Origin of the sequence: Streptomyces cavernicola, from assembly GCF_029968035.1 — a bacterium.
Classification (GTDB): domain Bacteria; phylum Actinomycetota; class Actinomycetes; order Streptomycetales; family Streptomycetaceae; genus Streptomyces; species Streptomyces cavernicola.
This window is the reverse complement of sequence record NZ_JASCIQ010000025.1, coordinates 94,888-121,074: the sequence shown is the minus strand read 5'-3', so window position 1 is coordinate 121,074 and position 26,187 is coordinate 94,888. Positions and strand designations below refer to the sequence as shown.

Genomic DNA, 26,187 nt, shown 5'->3' with positions numbered 1-26,187 from the left:
GTCGGCCTAGGCTTCCCCCGACCAGCCAACGCCCGACCCCAGGAGCGCACCTCGTGTTCGACCCCGCACCGGACTACCCGTACGCCGAGAGCCTGCACGCCGATGCGACGCCCGCCCCGCACCCGCAGCTCGCGCCCGTGCTCGGACTGCTCGGGCGGTGGCGCGGCCGCGGGCAGGGCGGGTATCCGACGCTCGACGAGGACTTCGCGTACGCGCAGGAGGTGACGTTCAGCCACGACGGCCGGCCGTTCCTGCGGTACGAGGCACGGGCCTGGCTGCTCGGCGACGACGATGTGCCGCTGCGCCCGGCCGCACGGGAGAGCGGCTGGTGGCGGCTGCTGCCCGACGGCCGCGTGGAAGCCCTGATCACGCAGCCCACCGGCATCGCGGAGATCGCCGTAGGCCACGCCGCCGACGGCGCGATCGACCTCGCCACGCGGCAGGTCGCGACCACCCCCACCGCCAAGGACGTCGAGGCCACCCGCCGCCGCTACACCCTGGACGCCCCCGACACCCTCACGTTCACCCACGACCTCGCAGCGGTAGGCCAGCCCCTCCAGCACCACTTGTCGGCCCGGCTGCGCCGCCAGAGCTAGGGGCTCCGCAGCTCGTCTTCGATCTCCCGCGCGGTGAGCACGAGCGCGAACCCCTTGCGCAGCACGGCCAGTTCGGGCTCCGGCCGGGACGCGTCGTCGGTGGCGGTGACGTCCGAGCCGAACACCACCTGGTAGCCGCGCTCGTACGCCTGCCGGGGCGGAGCGGCAGTGGCTGCGCGGGATGCTCGGGGAGTGACGCGGGGGCGGCGGTCGGTCGGTGTTGGGGGCGCGTCCTGGGCGTACGGAGTGTCCGGAAGGCTCCCGTGTGGTCGGATGGTGGGGGCGCTCGACGTGTCCGGAGCGCCCCACCGTTCGTAGAGGAAGGAACCGCCGTGGCCACGATGCGCACCGCGCACACCGTCTGGGAAGGCAACCTGCTGGAGGGCTCCGGCAAGGTCGCGCTCGACTCGTCCGGCATCGGGCAGTACCCGGTGTCCTGGCCGGCCCGTGCCGAGGAGCCGAACGGGAAGACCAGCCCGGAGGAGCTGATCGCCGCCGCCCACTCCAGCTGCTTCTCGATGGCGCTCTCGAACGGCCTGGCCCAGGCCGGGACGCCGCCCACCAAGCTCGTCACGCAGGCGGAGGTCACCTTCCAGCCGGGCGAGGGCATCACCGGCATCGTGCTGATCGTCGAGGGCGACGTACCCGGACTCGACCAGGCCGAATTCGTCAAGGCCGCCGAGGACGCCAAGGAGAACTGCCCGGTCAGCAAGGCACTCGCCGGTACGCAGATCGCGCTCCGCGCCAACCTGGCCGCCTGAGCCACCGCCCAGGGCCCGCCTGCGCCGTCGCCGTCCCGGACACCGCTCCGGAACGGCGGCGGCGTCGCCGTATCGGGGCATTGACATACCGGCACTCAAGTTTTGTGCTGGAGGTACGGAAGCGGAGTGATCCGGGGCCCGGAAGGGGACTGTCATGGCACGTGCGGTCGGGATCGATCTCGGTACGACGAACAGCGTGGTCGCGGTCCTCGAGGGCGGCGAGCCCAGCGTCGTCGCCAACGCCGAGGGCGCGCGCACCACCCCGTCCGTCGTGGCCTTCGCGAAGAACGGCGACGTCCTGGTCGGCGAGGTCGCCAAACGGCAGGCCGTCACCAACGTGGAGCGCAGCGCGCGCTCCATGAAGCGGCACATGGGCGACGCGAACTGGCGCTTCCCCGAGCAGGGCGCCGTCGACGGCAGCCGGTTCACGCCCCAGGAGCTCTCGGCGCGGGTGCTGCAGAAGCTGAAGCGGGACGCCGAGGCGTACCTCGGGGAGGACGTCACCGACGCTGTCGTCACCGTGCCCGCCTACTTCGACGACCACCAGCGCCAGGCCACCAAGGAGGCCGGCGAGATCGCGGGCCTGAACGTCCTCAGGATCATCAACGAGCCCACGTCCGCCGCCCTCGCGTACGGGCTCGACCGGGGCGACGAACAGACGGTCCTGGTCTTCGACCTCGGCGGCGGCACCTTCGACGTGTCCCTCCTGGAGATCGGCGACGGCGTCATCGAGGTCAAGGCCACCAACGGCGACACCCACCTCGGCGGCGACGACTGGGACCAGCGGATCGTCGACCACCTCGTACGGCAGTTCAAGAACGCCAACGGCATCGACCTCGCGCAGGACAAGATGGCCGTGCAGCGGCTCCGCGAGGCCGCGGAGAAGGCGAAGATCGAGCTGTCCTCGGCCGGTGAGACACAGGTCAACCTGCCGTACGTCACCGCCTCCGAGGCCGGGCCGCTGCACCTGGAAGAGAAACTGACGCGACCTCAGTTCCAGGAGCTGACCGAGAACTTGCTGGAGCGCTGCAGGGCGCCCTTCCACCAGGCCGTCAAGGACGCCGGGATCAAACTCGCCGCCGTCGACCACGTCATCCTCGTCGGGGGCTCCACGCGCATGCCCGCCGTCACGGAACTCGTCAAGGACCTCACCGGCAAGGAGCCGCACAAGGGCGTCAACCCCGACGAGGTCGTGGCGGTCGGCGCGGCCCTGCAGGCGGGCGTGATCCGCGGCGACGTGAAGGACGTGCTGCTGCTCGACGTGACGCCGCTGTCGCTCGGCATCGAGACCAAGGGCGGCATCATGACGAAGCTGATCGAACGCAACACCACGATCCCCACGCGCCGTTCGGAGGTCTTCACGACCGCCGCCGACAACCAGCCCTCGGTCGGCATCCAGGTCTTCCAGGGGGAGCGGGAGATCGCCTCGTACAACAAGAAGCTCGGCGTCTTCGACCTGACCGGTCTTCCGCCCGCGCCGCGCGGGGTGCCGCAGATCGAGGTGACGTTCGACATCGACGCCGACGGGATCATGCACGTCTCGGCGAAGGACCTGGCCACCGGGCGCGAGCAGAAGATGACCGTGACGGGCGGATCCGCGCTCCCGAAGGACGACATCGACCGGATGATGCGGGACGCGGAGCAGTACGCGGACGAGGACCGGCAGCGGCGGGAGGCGGCGGAGACACGCAACGAGGCCGAGCAACTCGCCTACCAGACCGAGCGGTTCCTGCGGGAGACCGCCGAGGGCGAGGCGCGGGTGCCGGCGGCGACTCGGGAGGAGGTCGAGGGGGCCCTCGCCGAGTTGAAGTCCCGCCTTGAGGCGGAGGACACGTCTCCCGACGCGTTGCGTGCGGCTGCCGATGCGCTTTCTGCTGCGGCGCAGCGGATGGGGCAGGCGATGTATGCGTCTCCGCAGGAGCAGACTCGGGAGCAGCCGCCGGAGGGGGAGGACGTGGTCGACGCCGAGGTGGTGGACGACGAGAAGCCTTGACCCCCTCCCCGCCCCTTCCCGAAGTCCTCGCCGGACGACCCCGGGGGCTGCGCCCCCGGACCCCCGCTTGGGGCTGCTGCCCCTGGGCCTCCGCTTGGGGTTGCCGCCCCTGGGCCCCACCTCGGGGCTTGGCACCGGGCCTTCGTTTCCGGGGGCTTCGCCGCCTGGCGCAGCTTCGGGGCTCGGACCCGGACCCTCGTTCCGGGGGGGGGGCTGGGCCCTCAGGCCGCTTCGGGGCTTCGCCCCGTGACCCGGTTGTTGTTCGGCTGCCCGCTTCGTCGTGGCTGGTCGCGCAGTTCCCCGCGCCCCTAAAGGCCAGCCCCCTTCGGGGCTCAATTCAGCCCCTCCGGCGTTTGAGATGGGGGTCCCCCCTGCTCGAGCGCAGCCGAGAGCTTGGGGGAGGGGGTCCGGGGGCTGGCCCCCGAAGCTGCTGCAAGCTTTCGGGAAGGGGCGGGGAGGGGAAGGTCAGAGTTTGGATTCTTCCCAGCCTCGGCGGTCCGGCCTGGGCCCCAACTGCCCCTCCGCGCGCGAGCGGTACACCACGTACGGGCGGAACAGATACTGCACCGGCGCGCTGAACATGTGGATGAGGCGGGTGAAGGGGACCAGGGCGATCAGGGCGAGGCCGACCAGCGCGTGGATCTGGTAGAGGACCGGGACCCCGGCCATCCGGTCGATGTCGGGCTGGAGCGTGAACAGGCTGCGGACCCACGGCGCGATGGTCTGCCGGTAGTCGTACCCCGCGCTGACAGTCGAGTTCGCGAGCTTGGCCCACATGCCGAGGACGATCGCCGCGAGCAGGAACACGTACATGACCTTGTCGTTGGCGGTCGTCGCCCGGAAGACGGGGGCGTTGGTGCGGCGCCGGACGAGGAGCATCAGGATGCCGAGGACCGCGAGGGCGCCCGCCGCCGTGCCGCCGTACAGGGACAGCAGGTGGTACGTGTGCTCGTCGAGGCCGATGCCGTCCGTCCAGGACTCCGGCACGAACAGGCCCATCAGGTGTCCGACGAGCACGAACAGGATGCCGTAGTGGAACATCGGCGAGGCCACGTTCAGGAGCTTCGACTCGTACACCTGCGAGGAGCGGGTGGTCCAGCCGAACTTGTCGTAGCGGAACCGCCAGACCGTGCCCGCGACGAGCAGGACGACCGCGATGTACGGAAGCGCGCCCCACAACAGCGTCTTCATGAACGGCCTCCGGCGGTCAGGTACGGGTCGAGGCCGACCTCCTCGCGCGGCGGGCCCGAGCGGGCGAGGGCGCGGGCCTCGGCGCGGTCCTTGGGGGAGGGGCCGGGCAGCGTGCCGCAGACGGCGTCGAGGACCGACGCGTACGGCGTGCCGTGCTCGGTCAGGGCCAGGCGCAGGAGTTCCAGGCCCGCCCGGTGCTCCTGCAGGAGGGCGGGGCCGGCCACGGCGGAGAACTCCAGGACCGCGGGCAGGAAGTCGGGCAGTTCCTCGCCGGTGAAGTCCAGACCGTGCGCCCGGTACGTCTCCTTGAAGCCGACCAGGGTCATGCCGCGCCGGCGCGTGTCCCCGTCCCGCCACCAACTCAGGTACAGGGAGTGCCGGTTCTTGAAGTCGAAGACCTGGACGTAGTGGGCCGCCAGTTCGCGCGCGGGCGTGGTCTCCGCGTACGTGAGGAACGCGTCGAGCGGGGGTGGGGCCGCCGCGCGCAGGAGCGGCAGGCGCTCGTGGAACTCGTCGTCGGGGTACGCGAGGCACAGCGCCGCCGCCTGGTGGAGGATCGCGTGCTCGGGGCGGACGTGGCTCACTGCTGCTCCCGTACGTCGTCGGGCTCTTCGTCGGAGGTCTGGCGTCTGCGGGCGGCGTGGAAGTTCTCGATGGTGACGAGGGGCAGGCGCTTCTGGCCGGAGTCCTGGCCGAAGGGGCCGTCGCCGGTCGGGCCGGTGCCGTCCACGTGGTCGAGGGAGCAGGTGTCCGGCACCGCCGACTCCTCCAGGCGGCGGGCGTCGCCGACGGCCGCGGTGGGGATGACGTAGCGGTCCTCGTACTTGGCGATGGCGAGGAGGCGGTACATCTCCTCGATCTGCGGGCCGTCCATGCCGACTGACTCCGCCACCGAGGGGTCGGGCCGCTCGCCGAGGTTGATGGCGCGCATGTGGGCGCGCATCGCGGCGAGTTTCGTCAGCGAGGACCGGACCGGCGCGACATCGCCCGCCGTGAAGATCTCCGCGAGGTACTCCAGGGGGATGCGGAGCGTGTCGATCGCGCCGAAGAGGTTGTCGGCGTCCTCCCCGTTGTGCCCGGTCTCGGTGAGCGCGTCGACGACGGGGGAGAGCGGCGGGATGTACCAGATCATCGGCATCGTGCGGTACTCCGGGTGCAGCGGGAGCGCCACCTTGTACTTGCTGACCAGGGCGTGCACGGGGGAGCGGCGTGCCGCCTCCACCCAGTCGTACGGGATGCCGGCCCGCTCGGCGGCGCGCCGCACCTCCGGGTCCTCCGGGTCGAGAAACACCCCCAACTGGGCCTCATACAGGGCCTGTTCGTCCTTGGTCGAGGCGGCCCGCGTCACCTTGTCGGCGTCGTACAGGATCACCCCGAGGTAGCGGAGCCGGCCCACGCAGGTCTCGGAGCAGACCGTGGGCAGGCCCACCTCGACGCGTGGGTAGCAGAACGTGCACTTCTCGGCCTTGCCGGTGGCGTGGTTGAAGTACACCTTCTTGTACGGGCAGCCCGTCACGCACTTGCGCCAGCCGCGGCAGCCGTCCTGGTCGACGAGGACGATGCCGTCCTCCGCCCGCTTGTACATCGCCCCGGACGGGCAGGACGAGACGCAGGACGGGTTGAGGCAGTGCTCGCAGATCCGCGGCAGATAGAACATGAAGGTCTGCTCGAACGCGAACTTCACCTTCTCTGCAGCCTGTTGAGCCTGTCGGCGTACCTTCTCCACCATCGGGTCCAGGTCGCCGTACTCGGTCGCGCCGCCCAGGTTGTCGTCCCAGTTCGAGGACCACTCGACCTTCATCGGTTTGCCGTCGATCAGCGAGCGCGGCTCGGCCACCGGGTAGTCGTCGCCGAGCGGGGCGTCGGTGAGGTTCTTGTAGTCGTACGTCCAGGGCTCGTAGTAGTCCTTGATCTCCGGGAGCTTCGGGTTGGAGAAGATGGTGAGCAGGGACTTGATGCGGCCGCCGTTCTTCAGCTTCAGCGCGCCGCGCTTGTTCAACTCCCAGCCGCCGCGCCACTTCTCCTGGTCCTCGTAGCGGCGCGGATAGCCCTGGCCGGGGCGGGTCTCGACGTTGTTGAACCAGACGTACTCCATGCCGCTGCGGTTGGTCCACGCCTGCTTGCAGGTGACCGAGCAGGTGTGGCAGCCGATGCACTTGTCGAGGTTCATGACCATGGCTACCTGGGCCATCGGGCGCATCAGTACTGGACCTCCTGGTTGCGGCGGCGGATGACCGTCACCTCGTCGCGCTGGTTGCCCGTCGGGCCCAAGTAGTTGAAGGCCCAGGAGAGTTGGGCGTACCCGCCGATCAGGTGGGACGGTTTCATCAGGACCCGGGTGAGCGAGTTGTGGATGCCGCCGCGCTTGCCGGTGGTCTCCGTGCGCGGCACGCCGACGGTGCGCTCCTGGGCGTGGTGCATGTAGACGGTGCCCTCGGGCATGCGGTGCGAGACGATCGCGCGGGCCACGACCACGCCGTTGCGGTTGACCGCCTCGATCCAGTCGTTGTCCTCGACGCCGATCGCGGCCGCGTCCTGCGGGGACATCCAGATGCACTGTCCGCCGCGGGACAGCGACAGCATGAACAGGTTGTCCTGGTACTCGGAGTGGATGGACCACTTGTTGTGCGGGGTGAGATAGCGGACGGTGACCTGCTTCTGGCCGTCCGGGCCCAACTCCGGTTCCCCGAACAGGCGGTTCATGTCGAGCGGCGGCCGGTACACGGGCAGCGTCTCGCCGAGCTCGTGCATCCAGTCGTGGTCGAGGAAGAAGTGCTGCCGCCCGGTCAGCGTGTGCCAGGGCTTGAGGTGCTCGGTGTTGAGGGTGAACGCCGTGTACCGCCGTCCGCCGGACTCGCTGCCCGACCACTCCGGCGATGTGATCACCGGTACGGGCGCGGCCTGCGTGTCCGCGTACGTGACGCGCTTGCCCTCGGCCTCCGCCGCCAGGTGTGCCATCTCCTGGCCCGTGCGCTTCTCCAGGGTGTGGAAACCCTGCGTGGCGAGGCGGCCGTTGGTGGTGCCGGACAGCGCGAGGATCGTGTTGCAGGCCTTCACCGCCGTGTCCAGGAGCGGCCGCCCGTCGGCGGGCCCGCCCCGCACCCGCCCGTTGCGCTCGCCCAGGTCGGCCACCTCCTGGTCGGGCCGGAGCGCGATGCCCTTCGCGGGCAGCCCCAGCTCCTCGACGAGCGGGCCGAGCGCCGCGAACTTGTCGCCGATGGCCGTGTAGTCCCGCTCCACGACCGTCAGGTTGGGCATCGTCCTGCCCGGCACCGGCTCGCACTCCCCGCGCCTCCAGTCCCGTACGACACCGCCCGGTTGTGCCGTCTCGCCCGGGGTGTCGTGCTGCAGGGGAGTGGCGACCAGGTCTTTCCGCACGCCCAGGTGCGGGGCCGCCAACTCGCTGAATCTGCGGGCCAGTTGGAGGAACGTGTCGAAGTCGGTACGGGCCTGCCACGGCGGGTCGACGGCCGGGGTGAAGGAGTGCACGTACGGGTGCATGTCCGTGGACGACAGGTCGTGCTTCTCGTACCAGGTCGCCGCGGGCAGCACCACGTCGCTCAGGAGCGTGGACGAGGTCTGCCGGAAGTCCAGGGACAGCAGCAGGTCCAGCTTTCCCTCGGGGGCCTCCTCGTGCCAGGCCACGTCGCGCGGCCGCTCGTCCGGGCCCGCCTCCTCGGCGCGCAGCGAGGAGTGCGTGCCGAGGAGGTGCTTGGTGAAGTACTCGGCGCCCTTCGCGGACGAGCCGAGCAGGTTGGCCCGCCACAGGGTCAGCACGCGCGGCCAGTTCTCCGGCGCGTCCGGGTCCTCGCACGCGAACTTCAGGCTGCCGTCCCGGAGTTGGGCCAAGGTGTCGTCCACGCCCTGCTCACCCAGGTCCAGGGAGTTCCGGTCGAACGTCGGGTACGACGGCATCCAGCCGAGCCGTGCCGACTGGGCCAGGCAGTCCGCGCCCGTCATGCCCGCGAACCGGCCCTCACCGAGCGGCGAGGCGAGCACGTCCGCCGCGAAGCGGTCGTAGCGCCACTGGTCGGTGTTGAGGAACCAGTACGCGGCGCCGATCATCTGCCGCGGCGGCCGCGACCAGTCGCCCGCGCCCGCGAGCGTCGCCCAGCCCGTCACCGGACGGCACTTCTCCTGGCCGACATAGTGCGCCCAGCCGCCGCCGTTGCGACCCTGGCAGCCGGTGAGGGTGAGCAGCGCGAGGAAGCCGCGGTAGATCGTCTCGGAGTGGAACCAGTGGTTGGTGCCCGCCCCCATCAGGATCATGCAGCGCCCGCGGGACTGCTCCGCGGTGCGCGCGAACTCCCGGGCGATCTTCACCGCCTTCGCCGCCGGTACGGACGTGTGCGCCTCCTGCCAGCCGGGCGTGCCGGGCGACGAGGCGTCCTCGTACGAGGCGGGCCACGCGCCCGGCAGGCCCTCGCGCCCCACTCCGTACTGGGCGAGCAGCAGGTCGAAGACCGTCGTGACCAGCGGGCCGCCCCGGCCGCCGAGCCGGGTCGCGGGCACGCCGCGCGCGAGCACCTCGCCGCGGCCCTGCCCGTGCGTGCCGCCGTCCGTGTCGAAGCGCGGCAGCAGCACCTCGACGCCGGACGCGAACTCCGCCCCGTACAGGGAGAGTTGAGGGGAGATCGTCCCCAGCTGCAGGTTCCACTTCCCCTTGCCGGAGTCGGTCCAGCGGAAGCCGAGGGAGCCGTTGGGCACGGCGGGCTGCCCGGTGCTCTCGTCGAGGACGACGGTCTTCCACTCGCCGCCCTCCCCGTCGTCGCCCAGGTCGGAGGAGCGCAGGAACTTGGCCGGGACGTAACTGCCGTCCTTCTCCTTCAACGTCACCAGGAACGGCAGGTCGGTGAACTTGCGGACGTAGTCGTCGAAGAACTCCGTCTGCTTATCGACGAAGAACTCCTTGAGGATCACGTGCCCCATCGCGAGGGCCAGCGCGCCGTCCGTGCCGGGGTGCGGGTGCAGCCACTCGTCGGCGAACTTCGCGTTGTCCGCGTAGTCCGGCGCGACCACGACCACTTTCTGGCCCCGGTAACGCGCCTCGGCCATCCAGTGCGCGTCCGGCGTCCGCGTCACCGGGACATTGGACCCCCACATCATCAGATACGCCGCGTCCCACCAGTCCCCGGACTCCGGTACGTCGGTCTGGTCGCCGAAGACCTGCGGCGAGGCCACCGGCAGATCCGCGTACCAGTCGTAGAACGACAGCATCGGAGCGCCGATGAGGGAGTGGAAACGGGCCCCGGCCGCGTGCGACACCATCGACATCGCCGGGATCGGCGAGAACCCGGCGATCCGGTCAGGGCCGTGCTTCTTGATGGTGTGCACATGCGCGGCCGCGACGATCTCCAGCGCCTCGTCCCACGTCGACCGCACCAACCCGCCCTTGCCGCGCGCCACTTGGTACGTGCGCCGCCGCTCCGGGTCCTCCTGGATCTCCGCCCACGCCAGCACCGGGTCCTGCAGCCGCTGCCTCGCCTCGCGGTACAGGTCGAGGAGCACCCCGCGCACATACGGGTAGCGCACGCGCGTCGGCGAGTACGTGTACCAGGAGAACGCGGCGCCGCGCGGGCAGCCGCGCGGCTCGTACTCGGGACGGTCGGGGCCGACGCTCGGATAGTCCGTCTGCTGCGTCTCCCACGTGATGATGCCGTCCTTGACGTACACCTTCCAACGGCAGGAACCCGTGCAGTTCACGCCGTGCGTGGAGTTCACGACCTTGTCGTGGCTCCACCGGTCCCGGTAGAACGCGTCCGCCTGCCGGCCGCCGACCCGTTCGATGCTGTGCAGGTCGGGGGCGGCCGTGCCCCGCCGGAAGAACCTGCCGGCGCGCAGCAGCGCGGCGCCCGGTTCCGTCACTTGGTCGGTCACCGTCGAGCTCCTCGTTCCGTACGGTCGCCACGCCTCTCGCCTCCGGCGAACGTAAGCGCGATACGGGCGGGCGACATCTCTGCAGGGTCCGTCTGTGTCTTCCCCCACCCCGCCCCTGTTCGGGGCTCCGCCCCGGACCCCGCACGCCGGAGGCTTACCTCTCACGTAATCGACGCCCCCACCCCCCTCCCGGCAGGGTTTTCGTGCAGGCAGTTGTCGGTGTGATCGGGAGAGGGTGCGTGGTGGAGATGTCGACTTATCTGCTCAGTGGGGTTGCTCGGACCACCGAGCCGCGCGTGGGGCTGCGGCGGTTCCTCGGGGCCGACGCCGTCGTGACCGGGGTCAACGGCCTGGTGTACGGGGTCGCTTCGGGGCCCGTCGGGCGGCTGCTCGGCGTGGACTCCGGGCTGCTGCTCGCGCTCGGGGTGGGGCTCGTCGTGTTCGCCGCCGGGGTCGGGGCGCTCGCCGCGCGGGCCGAGCCGCCGCGGTTCGGGGTGCAGGTCGTGGTCGAGGTGAACGCGGCTTGGGCGGTGCTCAGCGTGCTCGGCCTCGTCCTGTGGTTCGCGCCGACCGGGATCGGGGCCGTGTGGATCGCCCTGCAGGCGGTCGTCGTCGGCGCCTTCGCGGGAGCACAGTACCTGTCGCTCAGGGCATGAGGTCCCGCAGGTGCTTGACCGTCGCCGGGTCGGCCGGGAGCAGCGTCTCCACGGCCAGCTCGGCGACCGTCACGTCCATCGGGGTGTTGAACGTCGCGATGGACGACACGAACGACAGCAGTCGGCCCCGGTGCTCCAGGCGCAGCGGCAGCGCGAAGTACGGCATCGGCGGCTCCTCCGGGCCCGGCCGCTCGCCCGGGTCCGCCACCGGGTAGGCCGCGACCTCCTCGTACAGCTCGCGCAGCGCGTCCGAGCGGTGCAGGGCGATCTGGCGCTCCATCTGGTGCAGCAGATGCGCCCGCCACTCGCCGAGGTTGCGGATCCTCGGGGCCAGGCCCTCCGGGTGCAGGGCGAGCCGCATCGTGTTGATCGGCGGCTCCAGGAGATGCTCGGGCACGTCCTCGATGAGCATCGCGATGCCCCGGTTCGCGGCCACCACCTGGTACGTGGCGTCGACGATCAGCGCCGGGTACGGCTCGTACCCCCGGAGCAGCTGGTCGAGACCGGCGCGCAGCGCCTCCAGGGACGGGTCGTCCAGCGGGGTCTCCGGGAACTTCGGGGCGTACCCGGCGGCCAGGAGCAGCGCGTTCCGCTCCCGTACGGGGACGTCCAGGTGCTCGGCGAGGCGCAGCAGGAACTCCTCGCTCGGCCGGGACCGGCCGGTCTCCACGAAGCTGATGTGCCGCGCCGAGGAGTCGGCGCGCAGCGCGAGGTCCAGTTGGCTGATGCGGCGCTGCTCCCGCCAGCCGCGCAGGAGGGGGCCGACTCCCTTGCCCCGTACGGCAGTTGCACGTCCCTCGGCGCTGGTCATGCGAGGACCGTAACCGATCCCGGGCGCGCGGGCTGTGGCAGGCTGGCGCGAGTAGCCTCTCGTACCTTCCTCCGTCCTGGGTTCCTCCCGTCCTCCCTTCCTCCCGTCCTCCCGTCCTCCCTTCCTCCCTTCCTCCCTTCCTCCCTTCTTCCCTTCTTCCCTTCCTCGTAAGGAGCGCTTGCCATGGCACTGGCACCGCTGTCGCAGCAGGAGATCGACGACAAGCTCGCGGAGCTGCCCGGGTGGGCGTTCCAGGGCGACAAGCTGACCCGCTCGTACCGGCTCGGCTCGCACTTCGCGGCGGCGGCGCTCGTCGTGCATATCGCGCAGGTGCAGGACGAGCTCGATCACCACTCCGACCTGGTGCTCGGGTACCACTCCGTGGACTTGTCGGTGAACACGCACAGTGTGGGTGGGGCGGTCACCGAGAAGGACTTCGGGCTTGCGGGGCGGGTGGAGGCGTTGGCGCGGACCCACGGCGTCAAGGCCTGAGTCTTCCCTTCCCCTCCCCGCCCCTTGCCTGAAGTCCTCAGCGGACAACTCCGAGAGCTGCGCCCCCCGGCCCCGCGCCCGGGGCTGCCGCCCCCGGCCCCCGCTTCCCGGGGCTGCCGCCCCCGGCCCCCGCTTCCCGGGGCTGCCGCCCCTGGACCTCGCTTCCCGGGGCTGCGCCCCGTGCCCCGGCCGTCGTTCGGCTGCCGCGCCGTTGTGGCTGGTCGCGCAGATCCCCGCGCCCCTGAAAGGCCGGGGCTTCGCCCCGTCACTCCGGTTGTTCTTCGGCTGCTGCGCCGTCGTGGCTGGTCGTGCCCACGTGGCGCAGCCGCCAGTGTCACAGCCCCGCGCCCCTGCCGGGGCTTCGCCCCGGATACCGCCGTCGTTCGGCTGCCCGCTTCGTTGTGGCTGGTCGCGCAGTTCCCCGCGCCCCTGAAAGGCCGGGGCTTCGCCCCGTCACTCCGGTTGTTCTTCGGCTGCTGCGCCGTCGTGGCTGGTCGTGCCCACGTGGCGCAGCCGCCGATGTCGCAGCCCCGCGCCCCTGAAGACCAGCCCCTTACGGGGCTAGATTCAGCCGCGCCGTCGTCGTTGGGTGCGCCCCGCGGCGCAGCCGCCAGTGTCACAGCCCCGCGCCCCTGTCGGGGCCCGTAGCCCCGCCCAAATTCAGCCCCTCCGGCGTTTGAGGAGCGGGGGTCCGGGGGCTGGCCCCCGTGCCGACGGCAGTCTTTCGGGAAGGGGCGGGGTGGGGAAAGACAAACGCCCTTCTTGCCGGAACCGCAACAGGGTTCGACGGGGCCGCCCCCTCGCGCGCACGCTGCGCCCGTACACGTACGACCTGAGAGGCGACATCACATGGGTGCACATGAGCACGAGCACAGCCACGCCGACTGGGCCGAGATGAGCGCGAGCCTGGAGCGGCGGGCCGCTGCGTACGCGCCGATGACCGCGCGGATCATCGAGCAGGTGCGCGCCGCACAACCCGAGCCGCGCCGCATCGTGGACGCCGGCAGCGGCCCCGGCGTCGTCACCCGCGCGCTCGCCGAGGCCTTCCCGAGCGCCGAGGTCGTCGCCGTGGACGCAACCCAGGCACTGCTCGACCTGACCGCGCGGCGGGCGGAGCGCAACGGGCTCGGCGACCGGGTCCGTACCCGCCTCGCCGAGCTCCCCGCGGGCCTCGCGGACGTCGGCGACGCGGACGTGATCTGGCTCGGCCTCGCCCTGCACCACCTCGGCGACCAGCGCGCCGCGCTCGCCGAGTTCGCCCGGCACCTCGCGCCCGGCGGCGTTCTCGTCCTCCTGGAGGGCGGGCTTCCGGCGCGCTACCTGCCGCGGGACATCGGCATCGGCACCCCCGGACTGCAGGCCAGGCTCGACGCGGCGGACGCGGCCCGGTTCAACGAGATGCGCGCCGCGCTGCCCGACGTCAAGGACGAAGCGGAGGACTGGGGTGCGCTCCTCACCGCCGCCGGACTCACCCACCTCGAGACGCGCACCCACCTGCTCGACCTGCCCGCGCCCGCCTCCGCCACGGTCCGCGCGCACGTCGCCGATGTCTTCGGCCGGGGGCGCGGCGGCCTGCGCGAGGGGCTCGACGCGGACGACGCCGCCACCGTCGCAAGGCTCATCGACCCGGACGACGAGGCGGGTCTCGACCACCGTCCCGACGTGTTCCTGCTCGCCACACAGACCGTGCACGCGGGGCGTAAGCGCAAGGACGCCTGAGCCGCGCACGGCAGCGCGTGCGGGAGCGGCGGGTAACGGCGAAGCCGCCGTACGGAACGATCCGTACGGCGGCTTCGGCCGAACATGCAGAGCATGCAGAGCATGCAGAAGCATGCGGAAAGAGGACCGGTCAGGCCACGTCGAACGTAGCCGGGTCCGGGCCGAGCCGCTTGCCCTCGTCGAGCGCCGCGATCGCGCTCAGGTCCTCGTCGTCGAGCTCGAAGCCGAACACGTCGATGTTCTCCGCGATCCGGGACGGTGTCACGGACTTCGGAATCACGACGTTGCCCAGCTGCAGGTGCCAGCGCAGCACGATCTGGGCCGGGCTGCGGACGTGCTTCTGCGCGATCGCGACGATCGTCGGCACTTCGAGGAGGCCCTTGCCCTGGCCGAGCGGCGACCAGGCCTCGGTGGCGATCCCGTGCCGCGCGTGCGCCGCGCGGGACTCGGCCTGCTGCAGCTGCGGGTGCAGCTCGATCTGGTTGAGCGCGGGCACGATCGACGTCTCGCCGAGCAGCCGCTCCAGGTGCTCCGGCAGGAAGTTGGAGACACCGACGGCCTTCGCGCGGCCGTCGGCGTAGATCTTCTCGAAGGCCTTGTACGTGTCCACGTACGTGTCCCGGGCGGGCAGCGGCCAGTGGATCAGGTACAGGTCGACGTGGTCCAGGCCGAGCTTGGCCAGGGAGGCGTCGAAGGCGCGCAGTGTCGCGTCGTAGCCCTGGTCGGCGTTCCACAGCTTGGTGGTGACGAACAGCTCGTCGCGCGCGATGCCCGAGGAGGCGAGGGCCCGGCCGGTCCCCTCCTCGTTGCCGTACACGGCGGCGGTGTCGATGCTGCGGTACCCGGCCTCCAGGGCGGTGCCGACCGCGCGCTCCGCCTCGTCGTCCGGCACCTGCCAGACGCCGAAGCCGAGCTGCGGCATGCTGACGCCGTTGTTGAGGGTGATGGTGGGGACCTTGCTCACGAGCTCTCGATCCTTCGGTGATGGGTGGTACTTACATCGTCAACGACCAGGCCCCTTCCGGCATTCCCGTTCACGACACGTTCACGCAGGTCGGGGCGGTGAGGCGGCTCCCAGGCCACGCCCCCTCACCGCCTCGGCCGGGCACGCCGGTCAGCCCGTCGCCGCCACCGTCCCCAGGTACGCGTCCCGCACCCTCGGGTCGGCCCGCACCTGAGCCGGCGTGCCCTCGGCGAGGACCGCGCCCAGGTCGAGGACGACGACGCGGGCGCACAGCTCCATCACGAACGCCACGTTGTGCTCGACGAGCAGCACCGCACACCCCTCCTCGTCCGCGAGATGCCGTACGACGGCCGCCAACTGGGCGCGCTCCGCGGCCGTCATGCCCGACGCGGGCTCGTCCAGGAGCAGCAGGCGCGGCGGGTCGGCGAGCGCCCGCGCCAACTCCACCATGCGGGCACGGCCGACCGGCAGCGCGCCCGCGTGGTCGGCCGCGAGGTCGTCCAGGCCGCACTCCCTGAGCACCTCCAACGCCCGTTCCCTGCGCGCCCGTTCACGCCTGCGGCGGCTCGGCGCGCCGATCGCGTCGGCCACGAGCCCGCCTCCGCCGCCCCGCCACTCCTGCGCGACGAGCAGGTTGTCCGCGACGGTCAACTGGCCGAAGAGCTGCTGGCGTTGGAAGGTGCGCCGCATGCCGTGCCGGGCCCGCCAGACCGGGGAACGGCGCGTGACGTCGACTCCGTCGAGCAGCACACGGCCCGCGTCGGGGCGGCGGATGCCGGAGACGACGTCGAACAGGGTGGTCTTCCCGGCCCCGTTGGGCCCGATGAGGCCGCACACCTCGCCGGGCCGCACCGCGATCCGCGCGTCCCGCAGCGCCCGCACACCGCCGAACCGCACGTCGATCCCGCTCGCTTCGAGCACGTGCCGGGTCGTGGTCGTTGCCGTGGTTGTGGTTGTGCTCGTGGTCATGGGCCGCTCACCTCCGTACGTGTGGCGCTGGTGTGCGTGGCGATGCCGAGGTAGGCCTCCGTCAGGCGGTCCGCCTCGACCTCCGCGCGCGGGCCGCACCACGAGATACGGCCCTGGGCCAGGTACGCGACCCGGTCCGCGACACCCAGGATCTCGGCGGCCTTCTCCTCGACGAGCAGCAACGCCGTGCCCGCGTCCCGGAGTTCGGTGAGCAGCCGGAACACCTCGTCGACGACGCGGGGCGCGAGCCCCAGGGACGGCTCGTCGGCGATCAGGACCTTCGGCGGGCGCTGCAACAGCGGTGCGAGCGCGAGGAGTTGCTGCTCGCCGCAGGAGAGCGAGCCGGCCCCCACGGTGCGGCGTGCGGCGAGCGCGGGGAACCGTTCGTACACCGCGTCCCGGTCGGTGCGGTTCGGCAGGTGCAGGGCGAGGTTCTCGTCGATGGTGAGGGCGGGGAAGATGCCGCGGCCCTCGGGGGCGAGGAGGATGCCCTCGCGGGAGCGGTGGACGGGGGACTGCCGGGTCACGTCCCGGCCGGCCGCGTGCACCTGGCCGGTGCGGGGTGCGAGGAGTCCCGCCGCCACTCGGCAAGTGGTCGTCTTTCCCGCGCCGTTGGGGCCCAGGAGAGCGAGGATCTCGCCGGCTCTCAGGGCCAGGTCCACTCCGTGGAGGACGGGGGCTCCGTCGTAGCCGGCGTGCAGGTCGTGGAGGACCAGGGCGGTTTTCTCCCCACCCCGCCCCTTCCCGAAAGCCTGCGGCGCTTCGGGGCTCCGCCCCGCGCCCCGGTCGTTGTTCGGCTGCTGCGCCGTGGGGGCTGGTCGCGCAGTTCCCCGCGCCCCTGAAAAACTAGCCCGTCCGGCGTTTGAGGACGAGCGCGAAGCGCGATACGGGGTCCGGGGCGGAGCCCCGAGGCGGGGTCCAGGGGCGGCAGCCCCGGAAAGGGGGTCCGGGGGCGCAGCCCCCGGGAGCTGTCCGCTGAGGACTTCGGGAAGGGGCGGGTCAGGGGAAGAAGACGCGCGCCGCCGGAACCGTCGAACCGCCACCGCAGCCGCGTACCCGTCCGGGTCGTTCGCCAGGGCCAGGCCCGCCAAGCCGAACAGGATCACCGGCAGATGCACGGACTCCGTCACGTAGTCCGCCATCAGGTGCGGGACCAGGGCGAAGACGAGGCCCGCCACCACCGCGTACTGCGGCCTGCGCACACCCGCCGCGACGACCACCGCGAGCCAGACGAGGCCCGTCATCGCGGTGAAGTCGGTCGCGGTGATGCGGGTGTTGTACGAGGCGTACATGACGCCGCCGAACCCGGCGAGGCCCGCGGAGAGGGTGAAGAGGAGCAGCTTCGTACGGACCACGGAGACGCCGGAGGCCATCGCCGCCGCGGGGGCCGAGCGTACGGCGAGCATCGCGCGGCCCGTCGGCGAGTTGCGCAGCGCGCTGAGGGCCGCGACGACGGCGGTGACGAGGACGAGCAGGGCGACGCCGAGCGCCCGGTCGTCGCCGAGGTCGATCGGGCCGAGGATGGGCCGGGGGATCTCCCAGCCGGTGTCGCCGTTCCTCAACCAGCCTGTCTGGAAGAGGACTTGGTCGGCGAGGAAGGCGAGGGCGAGCGTCGCGAGGGCGAGGGAGCGGCCGCCGAGGCGGAGGGCGGGCAGTGCGACCACCGCGCCGAGCAGGGCCGCCGCGCAGGTGCCGACCAGGGCAGCGCCGAGGAACGGCCAGCCCTGGCTCATCAGGAGGCCCGCGACAAGGGCCGCGCCCGTGACGAACGTGGCCTGTGCGAGGGAGACCATCGCGCCGAGCCCGGTGACGACCGTGAAGGAGAGGAACACCAGGGAGATGGCGAGGCCTTGGGCGAGGATGCCGCTCCAGAAGGGCGTCGTGACGGTGTAGAAGGCCACCCCGAGCAGCAGCGCCGCCACCGCCCACGGTCCCCAACGCCGTTGCCAGGACGCCCCGTTGAGGTGGTCGAGCGGCGGTGCGTCCACGGCGGCGGTGCCCGCGGTGCGCTGTCGCCTGGCCATGAGGAGGAGTCCGGCGAAGAGGATCAGGAACGGCACGGCCGTACGGAAGCCGGTGATGTCGTCGGCGAACGAGGCGTACCCGGCGACGAGGTTCTGCAGCACCCCGAGCGCGAGGCCGCCCGCGAACGCGAGGGGGATGGAGGCGAAGCGGCCGAGGACGGCGGCGGTCGCCGAGACGAACAGGAACAGGGTGAAGTCGTGGGCGGACAGGCCGAGAAGAGGCGTGGCGAGGACGCCCGCCAGGCCCGCGAGCGCCGACGACAGCATCCACGCCACCGACGAGAGCCGGTCGGCGCTCATGCCGCGCAGCTCGACCAGGGAGCGGTTGTCGACGACGGCCCGCAGGCGCAGGCCCAGCGGGGTGTGCCGGAGCAGCAGCCAGAGCCCGGCGGCGACCACGGCCGTGGTGACCCAGGTGATCAGCTGGTCCGAGTCGACGCCGACGCCGTCCATGAGCTGCCAGGACTCCGCGGGGCTCGGCCCGACGCCCGGCAGGCCGAACTGGTTCTCGGCGGGTTTCACCGGCGCGCCCGCCCGCTCCAGAAGCTCGACGATCCACAGGCCGAGCGCGGGCAGCGCCACCAACAGGCCGATGGTGGCGACGATCTGGGCGGTCTCGCCGACCTTGGCGAGCTTGCGGAACATCAGCCGGTCCAGGCCCCAGCCGAGCCCCGGCGCGATCACGCAGACAAGCAGGAGCGCGGTCGGCACGGCGGGCCAGCCGAAGCCGGAGTGCAGTTCGTGGAAGGCGAGCGCGCAGAGGTAAGCGGTCGCGCCGTGGGCGAAGTTGAACAGGCCGGACGCCGAGTAGGAGAGCACGAGCCCCGTGGCGAGCAGCGCGTACAGCGCACCCGAGACGAGACCGCTGAGGACGAATCCGAGGAGGTCAGCCATGGTGGGCCGCCGTCACTTGAAGGGGATCGGTTCGTAGCACCGATACGGCGAGGACACCTCGTAGCGGCCGTTCTTGAGCTGGACGAGCGCGCCGCAGCCGAAGGACTCCTTCTGGCCCTTGGGCAGTTCGCGGTCGCCGACCATGGTGCCGGTGTCCTTGAAGCCCTTGGCGGCCTGCTGGAAGGAGGCGGTGGTGAGGTTCTTGCCGGCCTTCTCGGCGATGGCGAGGAACAGGTCGGCGGACATGTAGCCCGTCATCATGTGCATGTTGAGCGGCACGTCCTTCCCGGCGGCCTTCCTGATGTCGGCCTTGAACTGCTTCATCCGCGCGCTGTCCGACTCGAACGGCTCGAAGGTCAGCAGCACATGCACCCCGTCGAGCGCCTTCCGGGTGGCGCTCTTGGCGAGCAGGCCGGGGTCGTAGTCGGTGGGGTCGCTGAGCACGCCCTTGTACCCGGTCCGCTTGATCGCCGTGAACAGGCCGATGTTGTACGGGGTCTGCATCACCGAGACGACCGCGTCCGGGGCCTTGCCGCCGTCGCTGCGCAGGATCTCCTTGGTGTACGCGGACCAGTCGCTCGGCGTGGACGTCGCGGGCACGACGGCCTTGGCGTACGTGACCTCGAAGCCGGCGGCGGCGAAGCCCTGTTTGTAGGTGCGGATGGCGAAGGTGCCGGCGTCGTTGTCGTTGGCGAGGATCGCGACGGACTTGCCCTTCGCGCCGCCCATCACGTCGGCGAGGCCCTCCTGCCAGGCCTGGGTGATGGTGCCGCCCGGCATGGGGACGAGGCAGCCCGTGAAGCCGTAGATGTACTCGGGGCCGCAGAACTGCGGGACGGTGCCCCAGCCGAAGGTCGGCACCTTCTCCTTGTCGAGGAAGTCGGCGCCGGAGAAGGTGACCGAGCTCATCGGCGATATCGCGAACACCTTGTCCTGCTGGACGAGTTTGCGGGCCGCGGCCAGGTTCTTGGCGGGGTCCTGGCCGTCGTCGCGCAGCGGCGGCCGAACCTTGGTTATCGGTGTCGGCCGCCGGTCCTGCGCTGCCCGCGGCGCGGGCTCAGAGGTGGACACGTGATCGTGATCGGTGTCCTTCTTGCTTTGACGCCCTCGCCGACCGGGGTCGACGATTTCGGTCGGCACCGCGCGCGGCACCACCTCGGGTTCCTGCTTCACTGCCCCTGCCGCCCGCTGGCGGGTGGTCTTACGTGGGCTCCACAGGCCTGACTTCCCGTCCGTCCGACGGTAGGTCCCGCAACTGCGTTGCCGGACAAGGCGAATCTAGCGGGGCGACATCAGGCCTGCGGCCAGTCGCACATACGTTCACTCGTACGGGTGAGCCGACGGCCGGGGCCGCTCACGCGCGGTAGAGGGCCTCCACCTCGGCCGAGTACGTCTCCTCGATCGCCTTCCGCTTCAGCTTCAGGGACGGCGTGAGCAGCCCGTGCTCCTCGGAGAACTGGTGCGCCAGGATGCGGAACGTACGGATCGACTCGGCCTGCGAGACAAGGGTGTTGGCCGCCACCACCGCGCGCCGGATCTCCGTCTCCAGATCCGGGTCCCGGACCAGATCGGCGGGGGTCAGCTTCGGCTTGCCGCGCATGTTCAGCCAGTGGTCGACCGAGTCCGAGTCCAGGGTCACGAGCGCCGCGATGTACGGCCGGTCGTTGCCGACGACGATGCACTGCGCGACCAGCGGATGGTCCCGCACCCGCTCCTCCAGCTGCGAGGGCGAGACGCTCTTGCCGCCGGAGGTCACCAGGATCTCCTTCTTGCGGCCGGTGATCGTGAGATAGCCGTCCTCGTCGAGGTGGCCCAGGTCGCCGGTGGCGAGCCAGCCCTCGTGCAGCGCCTCGTCCGTCGCCTTCGGGTTGCCCAGATAGCCCTGGAAGACATGGCCGCCGTGCAGCCACACCTCGCCGTCCTCCGCGACGTACACCGTGGTGCCGGGGATGGGGCGGCCGACCGTGCCGAAGCGGGTCTGCTCCGGCGGGTTGGCGGTGGCCGCGGCGGTCGACTCGGTGAGCCCGTACCCCTCGAAGATCAGCACGCCCGCGCCCGCGAAGAACAGGCCCAGGCGGCGGTCCATCCCGGAGCCGCCGGACATCGCGTGCCGCACCCGGCCGCCCATCGCCGCGCGGACCTTGGAGTACACCAGCTTGTCGAAGAGCTGATGCTGCACCCGCAGCGCCGCCGACGGTCCAGGGCCGGTGCCGAACGCCTTGTGCTCCATTGCGTCCCAGTACCGCACCGCGACCTCGACGGCCTTGTCGAACGGCCCGATCTTGCCGTCCGTCTCCGCCTTCCTGCGGGCCGCGTTGAAGACCTTCTCGAAGATGTACGGCACGGCCAGGATGAACGACGGCCGGAACGCGGCGAGATCGGGCAGCAGGGCGGCCGCGTTCAGGTTCGGCTGGTGCCCCAGCTTGACCCGGCCGCGCACCGCCGCGACCTCCACCATCCGCCCGAAGACATGCGCGAGCGGCAGGAAGAGCAGCGTGGACGCCTCGTCCCCGCGCTTGGAGTGGAACACCGGCTCCCAGCGGCCGATGACGTTGTCCGCCTCGTACATGAAGTTGGCGTGGCTGAGCACGCAGCCCTTCGGGCGGCCCGTCGTACCGGAGGTGTAGATCACCGTCGCGACCGAGTCCGGCGTGACCGCGCGCCGGTGCCGGTGCACCACCTCGTCCTCGATGTGCTCGCCGGCGGCGCGGAGTTCGCCGACCGCGTCCGAGTCCAGCTGCCAGAGCCGGCGCAGCGCGGGCAGCCGGTCGATGACCGAGCCGATCGTCATCGAGTGATCCTCGTGCTCCACGACGCAGGCCGAGACCTCCGCGTCGTACAGCGTCCAGAAGACCTGCTCGGCGGAGGAGGTGGGGTAGATCGGCACGACCTGCGCGCCGATGGTCCACAGGGCGAAGTCGAAGAGCGTCCACTCGTAGCGCGTACGGGACATGATCGCCACGCGGTCGCCGAACCGTACGCCCTGCGCGAGGAGGCCCTTGGCCAGGGCGAGGATCTCGTCACGGAACTCGGCGGAGGTCACGTCCTGCCAGCGGCCGTCGACCTTGCGTCCCAGGGCGATGCGCAGCGGGTCCTCGAGGGCATGGTCGAAGACGGCATCGGCCAGACCGCCCACCGGCGGCGCCGACGCCAGGGGAGGTGAGGTGAACTCGCGCAATGGTTCTCCTTGTGGCGCTCCACACAGCGCGGGTGACGGTACCCCAAGCGGGTCCTGTACGGGAGGGGGTGGCGGTTCCTGGATCCACGTCATCGTCACAGGTCAGGAGGCGAAATGGGGTGACAAGGGGGGAGGGTGGGGCAGAACCCTTACCTCGGGTAAGTTTCGGTGCGGTAATCTCCACGGAATGCGTACGCGGCGGTCACGCGGGTCGTCGCCCCGCCACCCGCCCGGGGCTCCGCCCCGAACCCCGGCTGTTTTTCGGCTGCCGTGCCTTCGTGGCCCTGTTGGGGGCTCCGCCCTGTTCCCCGGTCGTTGTTTGGCCGCCCGCGCCGTCGTGGCTGGTCGCGCAGTTCCCCGCGCCCCTGAAATACCGCGGTTTCGCCCCGAGCCCCGGCTGTTTTTCGGCTGCCGTGCCGTCGTGGCCCTGTTGGGGGCTCCGCCCTGTTCCCCGGTCGTTGTTTGGTCGCCCGCGCCGTCGTGGCTGGTCGCGCAGTTCCCCGCGCCCCTTAATAAACCAGCCCCTGCCGGGGCTGGATCCAGTGCCAGTTCGCGAAATCCAGCCTCTCCGGCGTTTGAGGAGCGGGGGTCCGGGGGCTGGCCCCCGAAGCGGGGGTCCAGGGGTGGCAGCCCCGGAGAGCGGGGGGGCGGGGGCGCAGCCCCCGTGGCTGTCTGCTGAAGACTTTCGGGAAGGGGCGGGGAGGGGAAGAGTTCAGCGGGCGCGGTGGAGGCGGTGTCCGCCTGCCAGGATTGCCGCGGCCAGCGCGTCCGCCGCCTCCTGGGCGCGGGCCCGGGTCCGCCCGTGGCGGAGGACGAAGTCGACGCCGCCGAGGTCGGGCAGACCCGAGCGGATACGGACCAGGCCCGGAGGGATCAGGCTGCGGGTGTGGGCCATCACGCCGAGCCCCGCCCGCGCCGCCGCCACCAGCCCGTTCAGGCTGCCGCTGCTGCAGGCGATGCGCCAGGCCCGCCCCTGCCGCTCAAGGACTTCGAGCGCACGCGCCCGCGTGACCCCCGGCGGCGGATAGACGATCAGCGGCACCGGCTCCTGCGGGTCGATCCGCAGCCGCTCCCCACCCGTCTCCGCCCCGATCCACACCAGCTCGTCCCGCCACACCAGCGTCCCGTCCGCCCCCGCGTGCCGCTTCGCGAGGACCAGGTCGAGCCGCCCCTCGGCCAGCCTGCGGTGCAGCGTGCCGGAGAGCTCGACCGTCAGCTCCAGGTCGACCTCCGGATGCTCGCGCCGGAACGCCTTGAGGATCTCCGGCAGTTCGGTGAGGACGAAGTCCTCCGACGCCCCGAACCGCAACCGCCCGCGCAGCCGCGTACCGGCGAAGAACGACGCCGCCCGCTCGTGCGCCTCCAGGATCGTCCGGGCGAAGCCGAGCATCGCCTCACCGTCCTCGGTCAGCTCCACGCTGTGCGTGTCCCGCGCGAAGAGGGTGCGGCCCGCCGCGTCCTCCAGGCGCCGCACGTGCTGGCTGACCGTCGACTGCCGCAGGCCGAGCCGGCGCGCGGCCCGCGTGAAGCTCAGGGTCTGGGCCACGGCCAGGAACGTGCGGAGCTGTGCGGGGTCGTACATACCGCCCACGCTAGCGCGGTCATCACGTATCGCGATAGCAGTCAGTCCCGTATCCCGGATTCCCGATCACGGCGATCAGGAGGACGATGGAGAGGGCACGCTCCGCAACGCGTGCCCCTTCACCGACCCATCGCACTGGAGCACAGCGCACCGTGAAACGCCCGACCTGGCCCTCCTGGATGCCGATAGACCCGTACGTCCTGCTTCTCCTCGGCACCGTGGGCATCGCCGCACTCGTCCCCGCGCGCGGCACGGGCGCCGACGTCGCCTCCGGGGCGGCCACCGCGGCCGTCGCCTTCCTGTTCTTCCTCTACGGCGCCCGCCTCTCCACCCGCGAGGCGCTCGACGGGCTGCGGAACTGGCGGCTCCATCTCACCGTCATCGCCTGCACGTTCGCGGTCTACCCGCTGCTCGGCCTGGCCGCCGGCGGGCTCGTGCCGTACGTCCTGACGCCCGCGCTCTACAGCGGCTTCCTGTTCCTGACCCTGGTGCCGTCGACCGTGCAGTCGTCGATCGCGTTCACCTCCATCGCGCGCGGCAACGTGCCCGCCGCGATCTGCGCCGGGTCCTTCTCCTCGCTCGCCGGGATCGTCCTGACGCCGCTGCTCGCCGCCGGACTCATCGGCGGGAACGCCGGGTTCTCCGCCGACTCCCTCGTCAAGATCGTGCTGCAGCTGCTCGTGCCGTTCCTCGCCGGGCAGCTCCTTCGCCGCTGGGTCGGGCCGTTCGTCGCCCGGCACAAGAAGGTCCTCGGGCTCGTCGACCGCGGCTCCATCCTGCTCGTCGTCTACACCGCGTTCAGCCAGGGCATGGTCGCCGGGATCTGGCACCAGGTCACCCCGCTGCGGCTGCTCGCGCTGCTCGGCGTGGAGATCGTGCTGCTCGCCGTGATGCTGTCGCTCACCTGGTTCGGCGCTGGGGGTCCCCCCGGCGGTAGCTGGGGGAGGCTCGGCTTCTCCCGGGCCGACCGGGTCGCGATCCAGTTCGCCGGGTCGAAGAAGTCCCTCGCGGCCGGACTGCCCATGGCGAGCGTCCTGTTCGGGGCGCAGGCCTCGCTCGCGGTGCTTCCGCTGATGCTGTTCCACCAGATGCAGCTGATGGTCTGCGCCGTCATCGCCAAGCGCCGTGCCCGCGACCCGGAGGTCTCCGCCGACGCCGAGCCTCCCGTTGCCGAGCCGGTGCCGGACGACCCCGGTCCGATCAGTCGCCTGGAGCGAGCCGCAGCCGCAGGAACCGTGGCCGGTACAGCGACACGTTCCGGTTGACGTGCCCCTGCGCCACCTGCGGGTCGGGGTCCAGCCAGTTCACGTCGTAGCCGAGCAGCAGCCGGCCGTCGTCGGCGCGCAGCGCCGGGTGGGCCTGCGGGTTGTAGACGGCGGTGCCCGGCTGCGGCGCGCTGTCCGGCGGCAGCGGCGGCGTGAAGCCCTTCGCGGGGCCGTGCCAGGGGCCGGTCGGCGCGCACGCCCAGTAGGTGGTGAGCGTCGTCAGGCCCTCGGCGCCCGCCGCCGTCGTGAACAGCACCCAGGTCCCGTCGTCGCGGACCACGCTGTACGCGCTGCCCACCCCCTTCTTCGCCCCGTCCCCGAGGACCGGCGCGGCCGCCTCGCCCTTGCCCCAGCCCTCGCCGTCCCAGTACCGCCAGGCGTCCGGCTCGGCGAGCCGGCCGTGCGGCACGCGCGCCACGTACGCCTCCGCAGTCGGCCGCGTCGCGGTCTGCCCGTCGTTGCCGCCGAAGACGTACGTGTACTCCGCGCCGTCCACCGTCGTCGTCCCGTACAGGACGCGCTCGGCGGGGTCCGGGACGGCGGACTGGTCCGAGACCTTCACCGTGCCTTCGAGGCGCAGGTCGGGCAGGGAGAGCGTGGCGACCTCGGTGGCGAGCGGAAGCCCGTAGATCCACGGCCCGGTGCCGGTGGCGCGGGTCCAGAGGAGGACGCGCACGACCTGCTCGGACGAGCCGGGGGAGCGCGGCTCGACCTTCGCCGCGACCGGCCAGCGCCACTGCCCGGCGGCCGGGTCGGCGAACAGCGGCGCGGGCAGGGTGCGTTCGAGGCGGCCCGAACGGTCCATCAGGGCCGCCGAGTTGCGCACGAACGGCGCGCTGTCGTCGCGCCAGGCGTGCGGCTGGCCCCAGCGGTTCGGCGGGGCGTGCACCTTGCCGAGGAACGTGTCGGAGAACAGCCACAGCGTCCGGCCGTCCGGAAGCCGCACCGAGTGCGTGCCGTCGCCGCCGGTCCAGTCGTCCTCGCGGGCCGCGTCGTTGCCGTAGCGGGCGAACTCCCCGGTGGTGCGCTGGTCCGGGGCCCAGGACGCCACCTTGCGCGGGGTGCACGCGGCGCCGCCCACCGGGTCGTCCTCACCCGGGAGGGCGGCCAACAGAACGCCCACCAGGACCGCGACGAGCGGAAGCGCGAGTAAGGCGCCGCGCTTCCGCTTCCCGGCCCTCGGGCTCCTCGTACGCTCAGCGGCTGACACGCACC

Annotated in this window: 20 protein-coding genes; 7 read left to right on the top strand and 13 right to left on the bottom strand. The window is 71.7% G+C overall.

The window, feature by feature from the left end; all coding sequences use genetic code 11:
- The first annotated feature begins 53 nt into the window (after window positions 1-53).
- Entirely contained in the window at window positions 54-596 is a 543-nt protein-coding gene (locus QIS96_RS23305) for a nitrobindin family protein (RefSeq protein ID WP_282544646.1), read from the top strand.
- Here QIS96_RS23305 and QIS96_RS23300 read toward each other — a convergent pair.
- The gene (locus tag QIS96_RS23300) at window positions 593-952 is read right to left on the bottom strand and encodes a cysteine hydrolase family protein (protein ID WP_282544645.1); all 360 of its coding nucleotides are present in this window, start codon (window positions 950-952) and stop codon (window positions 593-595) included. The genes QIS96_RS23305 and QIS96_RS23300 overlap by 4 nt on opposite strands.
- On the opposite strand from QIS96_RS23300, the gene QIS96_RS23295 reads away from it, so the two are divergent.
- Both QIS96_RS23295 and dnaK read left to right on the top strand, forming a co-directional pair.
- Entirely contained in the window at window positions 929-1,357 is a 429-nt protein-coding gene (locus tag QIS96_RS23295) for an OsmC family protein (protein ID WP_282544644.1), read from the top strand. The two genes, QIS96_RS23300 and QIS96_RS23295, sit on opposite strands and share 24 nt — an antisense overlap.
- A 154-nt stretch (window positions 1,358-1,511) precedes the next feature.
- The gene (gene dnaK / locus QIS96_RS23290; RefSeq protein ID WP_282544643.1) at window positions 1,512-3,350 is read left to right on the top strand and encodes a molecular chaperone DnaK; all 1,839 of its coding nucleotides are present in this window, start codon (window positions 1,512-1,514) and stop codon (window positions 3,348-3,350) included.
- 465 nt (window positions 3,351-3,815) lie between these two features.
- Here dnaK and narI read toward each other — a convergent pair whose 3' ends face one another.
- Genes narI through QIS96_RS23270 form a run of 4 tightly spaced genes read right to left on the bottom strand, consistent with a single transcriptional unit; the run spans window position 3,816 to window position 10,418 of the window.
- A complete protein-coding gene (gene narI, locus QIS96_RS23285) occupies window positions 3,816-4,541 on the bottom strand; it encodes a respiratory nitrate reductase subunit gamma (RefSeq protein ID WP_282544642.1) in 726 nt (241 codons plus the stop codon).
- The gene (gene narJ / locus QIS96_RS23280) at window positions 4,538-5,125 is read right to left on the bottom strand and encodes a nitrate reductase molybdenum cofactor assembly chaperone (protein ID WP_282544641.1); all 588 of its coding nucleotides are present in this window, start codon (window positions 5,123-5,125) and stop codon (window positions 4,538-4,540) included. The genes narI and narJ overlap by 4 nt, the downstream gene beginning before the upstream one ends.
- On the bottom strand, window positions 5,122-6,741 hold the full coding sequence (gene narH, locus QIS96_RS23275; RefSeq protein WP_282544640.1) for a nitrate reductase subunit beta: 1,620 nt from the start codon (window positions 6,739-6,741) through the stop codon (window positions 5,122-5,124). Before narH ends, narJ begins: the two co-directional genes overlap by 4 nt.
- On the bottom strand, window positions 6,741-10,418 hold the full coding sequence (locus QIS96_RS23270) for a nitrate reductase subunit alpha (RefSeq protein WP_282544639.1): 3,678 nt from the start codon (window positions 10,416-10,418) through the stop codon (window positions 6,741-6,743). Before QIS96_RS23270 ends, narH begins: the two co-directional genes overlap by 1 nt.
- A 248-nt stretch (window positions 10,419-10,666) precedes the next feature.
- On the opposite strand from QIS96_RS23270, the gene QIS96_RS23265 reads away from it, so the two are divergent.
- Window positions 10,667-11,074: a hypothetical protein gene (locus QIS96_RS23265; protein ID WP_282544663.1), complete on the top strand. Its 408-nt coding sequence runs from the start codon at window positions 10,667-10,669 to the stop codon at window positions 11,072-11,074.
- Here the strand turns inward: QIS96_RS23265 and QIS96_RS23260 are convergent.
- Window positions 11,064-11,885, bottom strand: a complete 822-nt coding sequence (locus tag QIS96_RS23260; protein ID WP_282544638.1) for a helix-turn-helix domain-containing protein — start codon at window positions 11,883-11,885, stop codon at window positions 11,064-11,066. The two genes, QIS96_RS23265 and QIS96_RS23260, sit on opposite strands and share 11 nt — an antisense overlap.
- A gap of 183 nt (window positions 11,886-12,068) precedes the next feature.
- On the opposite strand from QIS96_RS23260, the gene QIS96_RS23255 reads away from it, so the two are divergent.
- Entirely contained in the window at window positions 12,069-12,377 is a 309-nt protein-coding gene (locus tag QIS96_RS23255; protein WP_282544637.1) for a 4a-hydroxytetrahydrobiopterin dehydratase, read from the top strand.
- Window positions 12,378-13,226: 849 nt separating this feature from the next.
- Entirely contained in the window at window positions 13,227-14,096 is an 870-nt protein-coding gene (locus QIS96_RS23250) for a class I SAM-dependent methyltransferase (RefSeq protein ID WP_282544636.1), read from the top strand.
- Window positions 14,097-14,226: 130 nt separating this feature from the next.
- Here the strand turns inward: QIS96_RS23250 and QIS96_RS23245 are convergent, their stop codons facing one another.
- The 6 genes from QIS96_RS23245 to QIS96_RS23220 form a co-directional block, all read right to left on the bottom strand.
- Window positions 14,227-15,060 carry an aldo/keto reductase gene (locus QIS96_RS23245; RefSeq protein ID WP_282544635.1) on the bottom strand — a complete coding sequence of 278 codons (834 nt, stop codon included), beginning with the start codon at window positions 15,058-15,060 and terminating at the stop codon, window positions 14,227-14,229.
- 150 nt (window positions 15,061-15,210) lie between these two features.
- Window positions 15,211-16,029: an ABC transporter ATP-binding protein gene (locus tag QIS96_RS23240; protein ID WP_282544634.1), complete on the bottom strand. Its 819-nt coding sequence runs from the start codon at window positions 16,027-16,029 to the stop codon at window positions 15,211-15,213.
- Window positions 16,026-18,947: an ABC transporter permease subunit gene (locus QIS96_RS23235; RefSeq protein WP_282544633.1), complete on the bottom strand. Its 2,922-nt coding sequence runs from the start codon at window positions 18,945-18,947 to the stop codon at window positions 16,026-16,028. Before QIS96_RS23235 ends, QIS96_RS23240 begins: the two co-directional genes overlap by 4 nt.
- 12 nt (window positions 18,948-18,959) lie before the next feature.
- Window positions 18,960-19,964: an ABC transporter substrate-binding protein gene (locus QIS96_RS23230; RefSeq protein ID WP_282544662.1), complete on the bottom strand. Its 1,005-nt coding sequence runs from the start codon at window positions 19,962-19,964 to the stop codon at window positions 18,960-18,962.
- 337 nt (window positions 19,965-20,301) lie between these two features.
- Window positions 20,302-22,125: an AMP-dependent synthetase/ligase gene (locus QIS96_RS23225; protein WP_282544632.1), complete on the bottom strand. Its 1,824-nt coding sequence runs from the start codon at window positions 22,123-22,125 to the stop codon at window positions 20,302-20,304.
- Window positions 22,126-22,837: 712 nt separating this feature from the next.
- Entirely contained in the window at window positions 22,838-23,707 is an 870-nt protein-coding gene (locus tag QIS96_RS23220; protein ID WP_282544631.1) for a LysR substrate-binding domain-containing protein, read from the bottom strand.
- Window positions 23,708-23,859: 152 nt separating this feature from the next.
- On the opposite strand from QIS96_RS23220, the gene QIS96_RS23215 reads away from it, so the two are divergent.
- On the top strand, window positions 23,860-24,972 hold the full coding sequence (locus tag QIS96_RS23215; RefSeq protein ID WP_282544630.1) for a bile acid:sodium symporter family protein: 1,113 nt from the start codon (window positions 23,860-23,862) through the stop codon (window positions 24,970-24,972).
- On the opposite strand, the gene QIS96_RS23210 is transcribed toward QIS96_RS23215, so the two are convergent.
- The gene (locus QIS96_RS23210; RefSeq protein WP_282544629.1) at window positions 24,908-26,182 is read right to left on the bottom strand and encodes a DUF4185 domain-containing protein; all 1,275 of its coding nucleotides are present in this window, start codon (window positions 26,180-26,182) and stop codon (window positions 24,908-24,910) included. The genes QIS96_RS23215 and QIS96_RS23210 overlap by 65 nt on opposite strands.
- Window positions 26,183-26,187 lie beyond the last annotated feature (5 nt).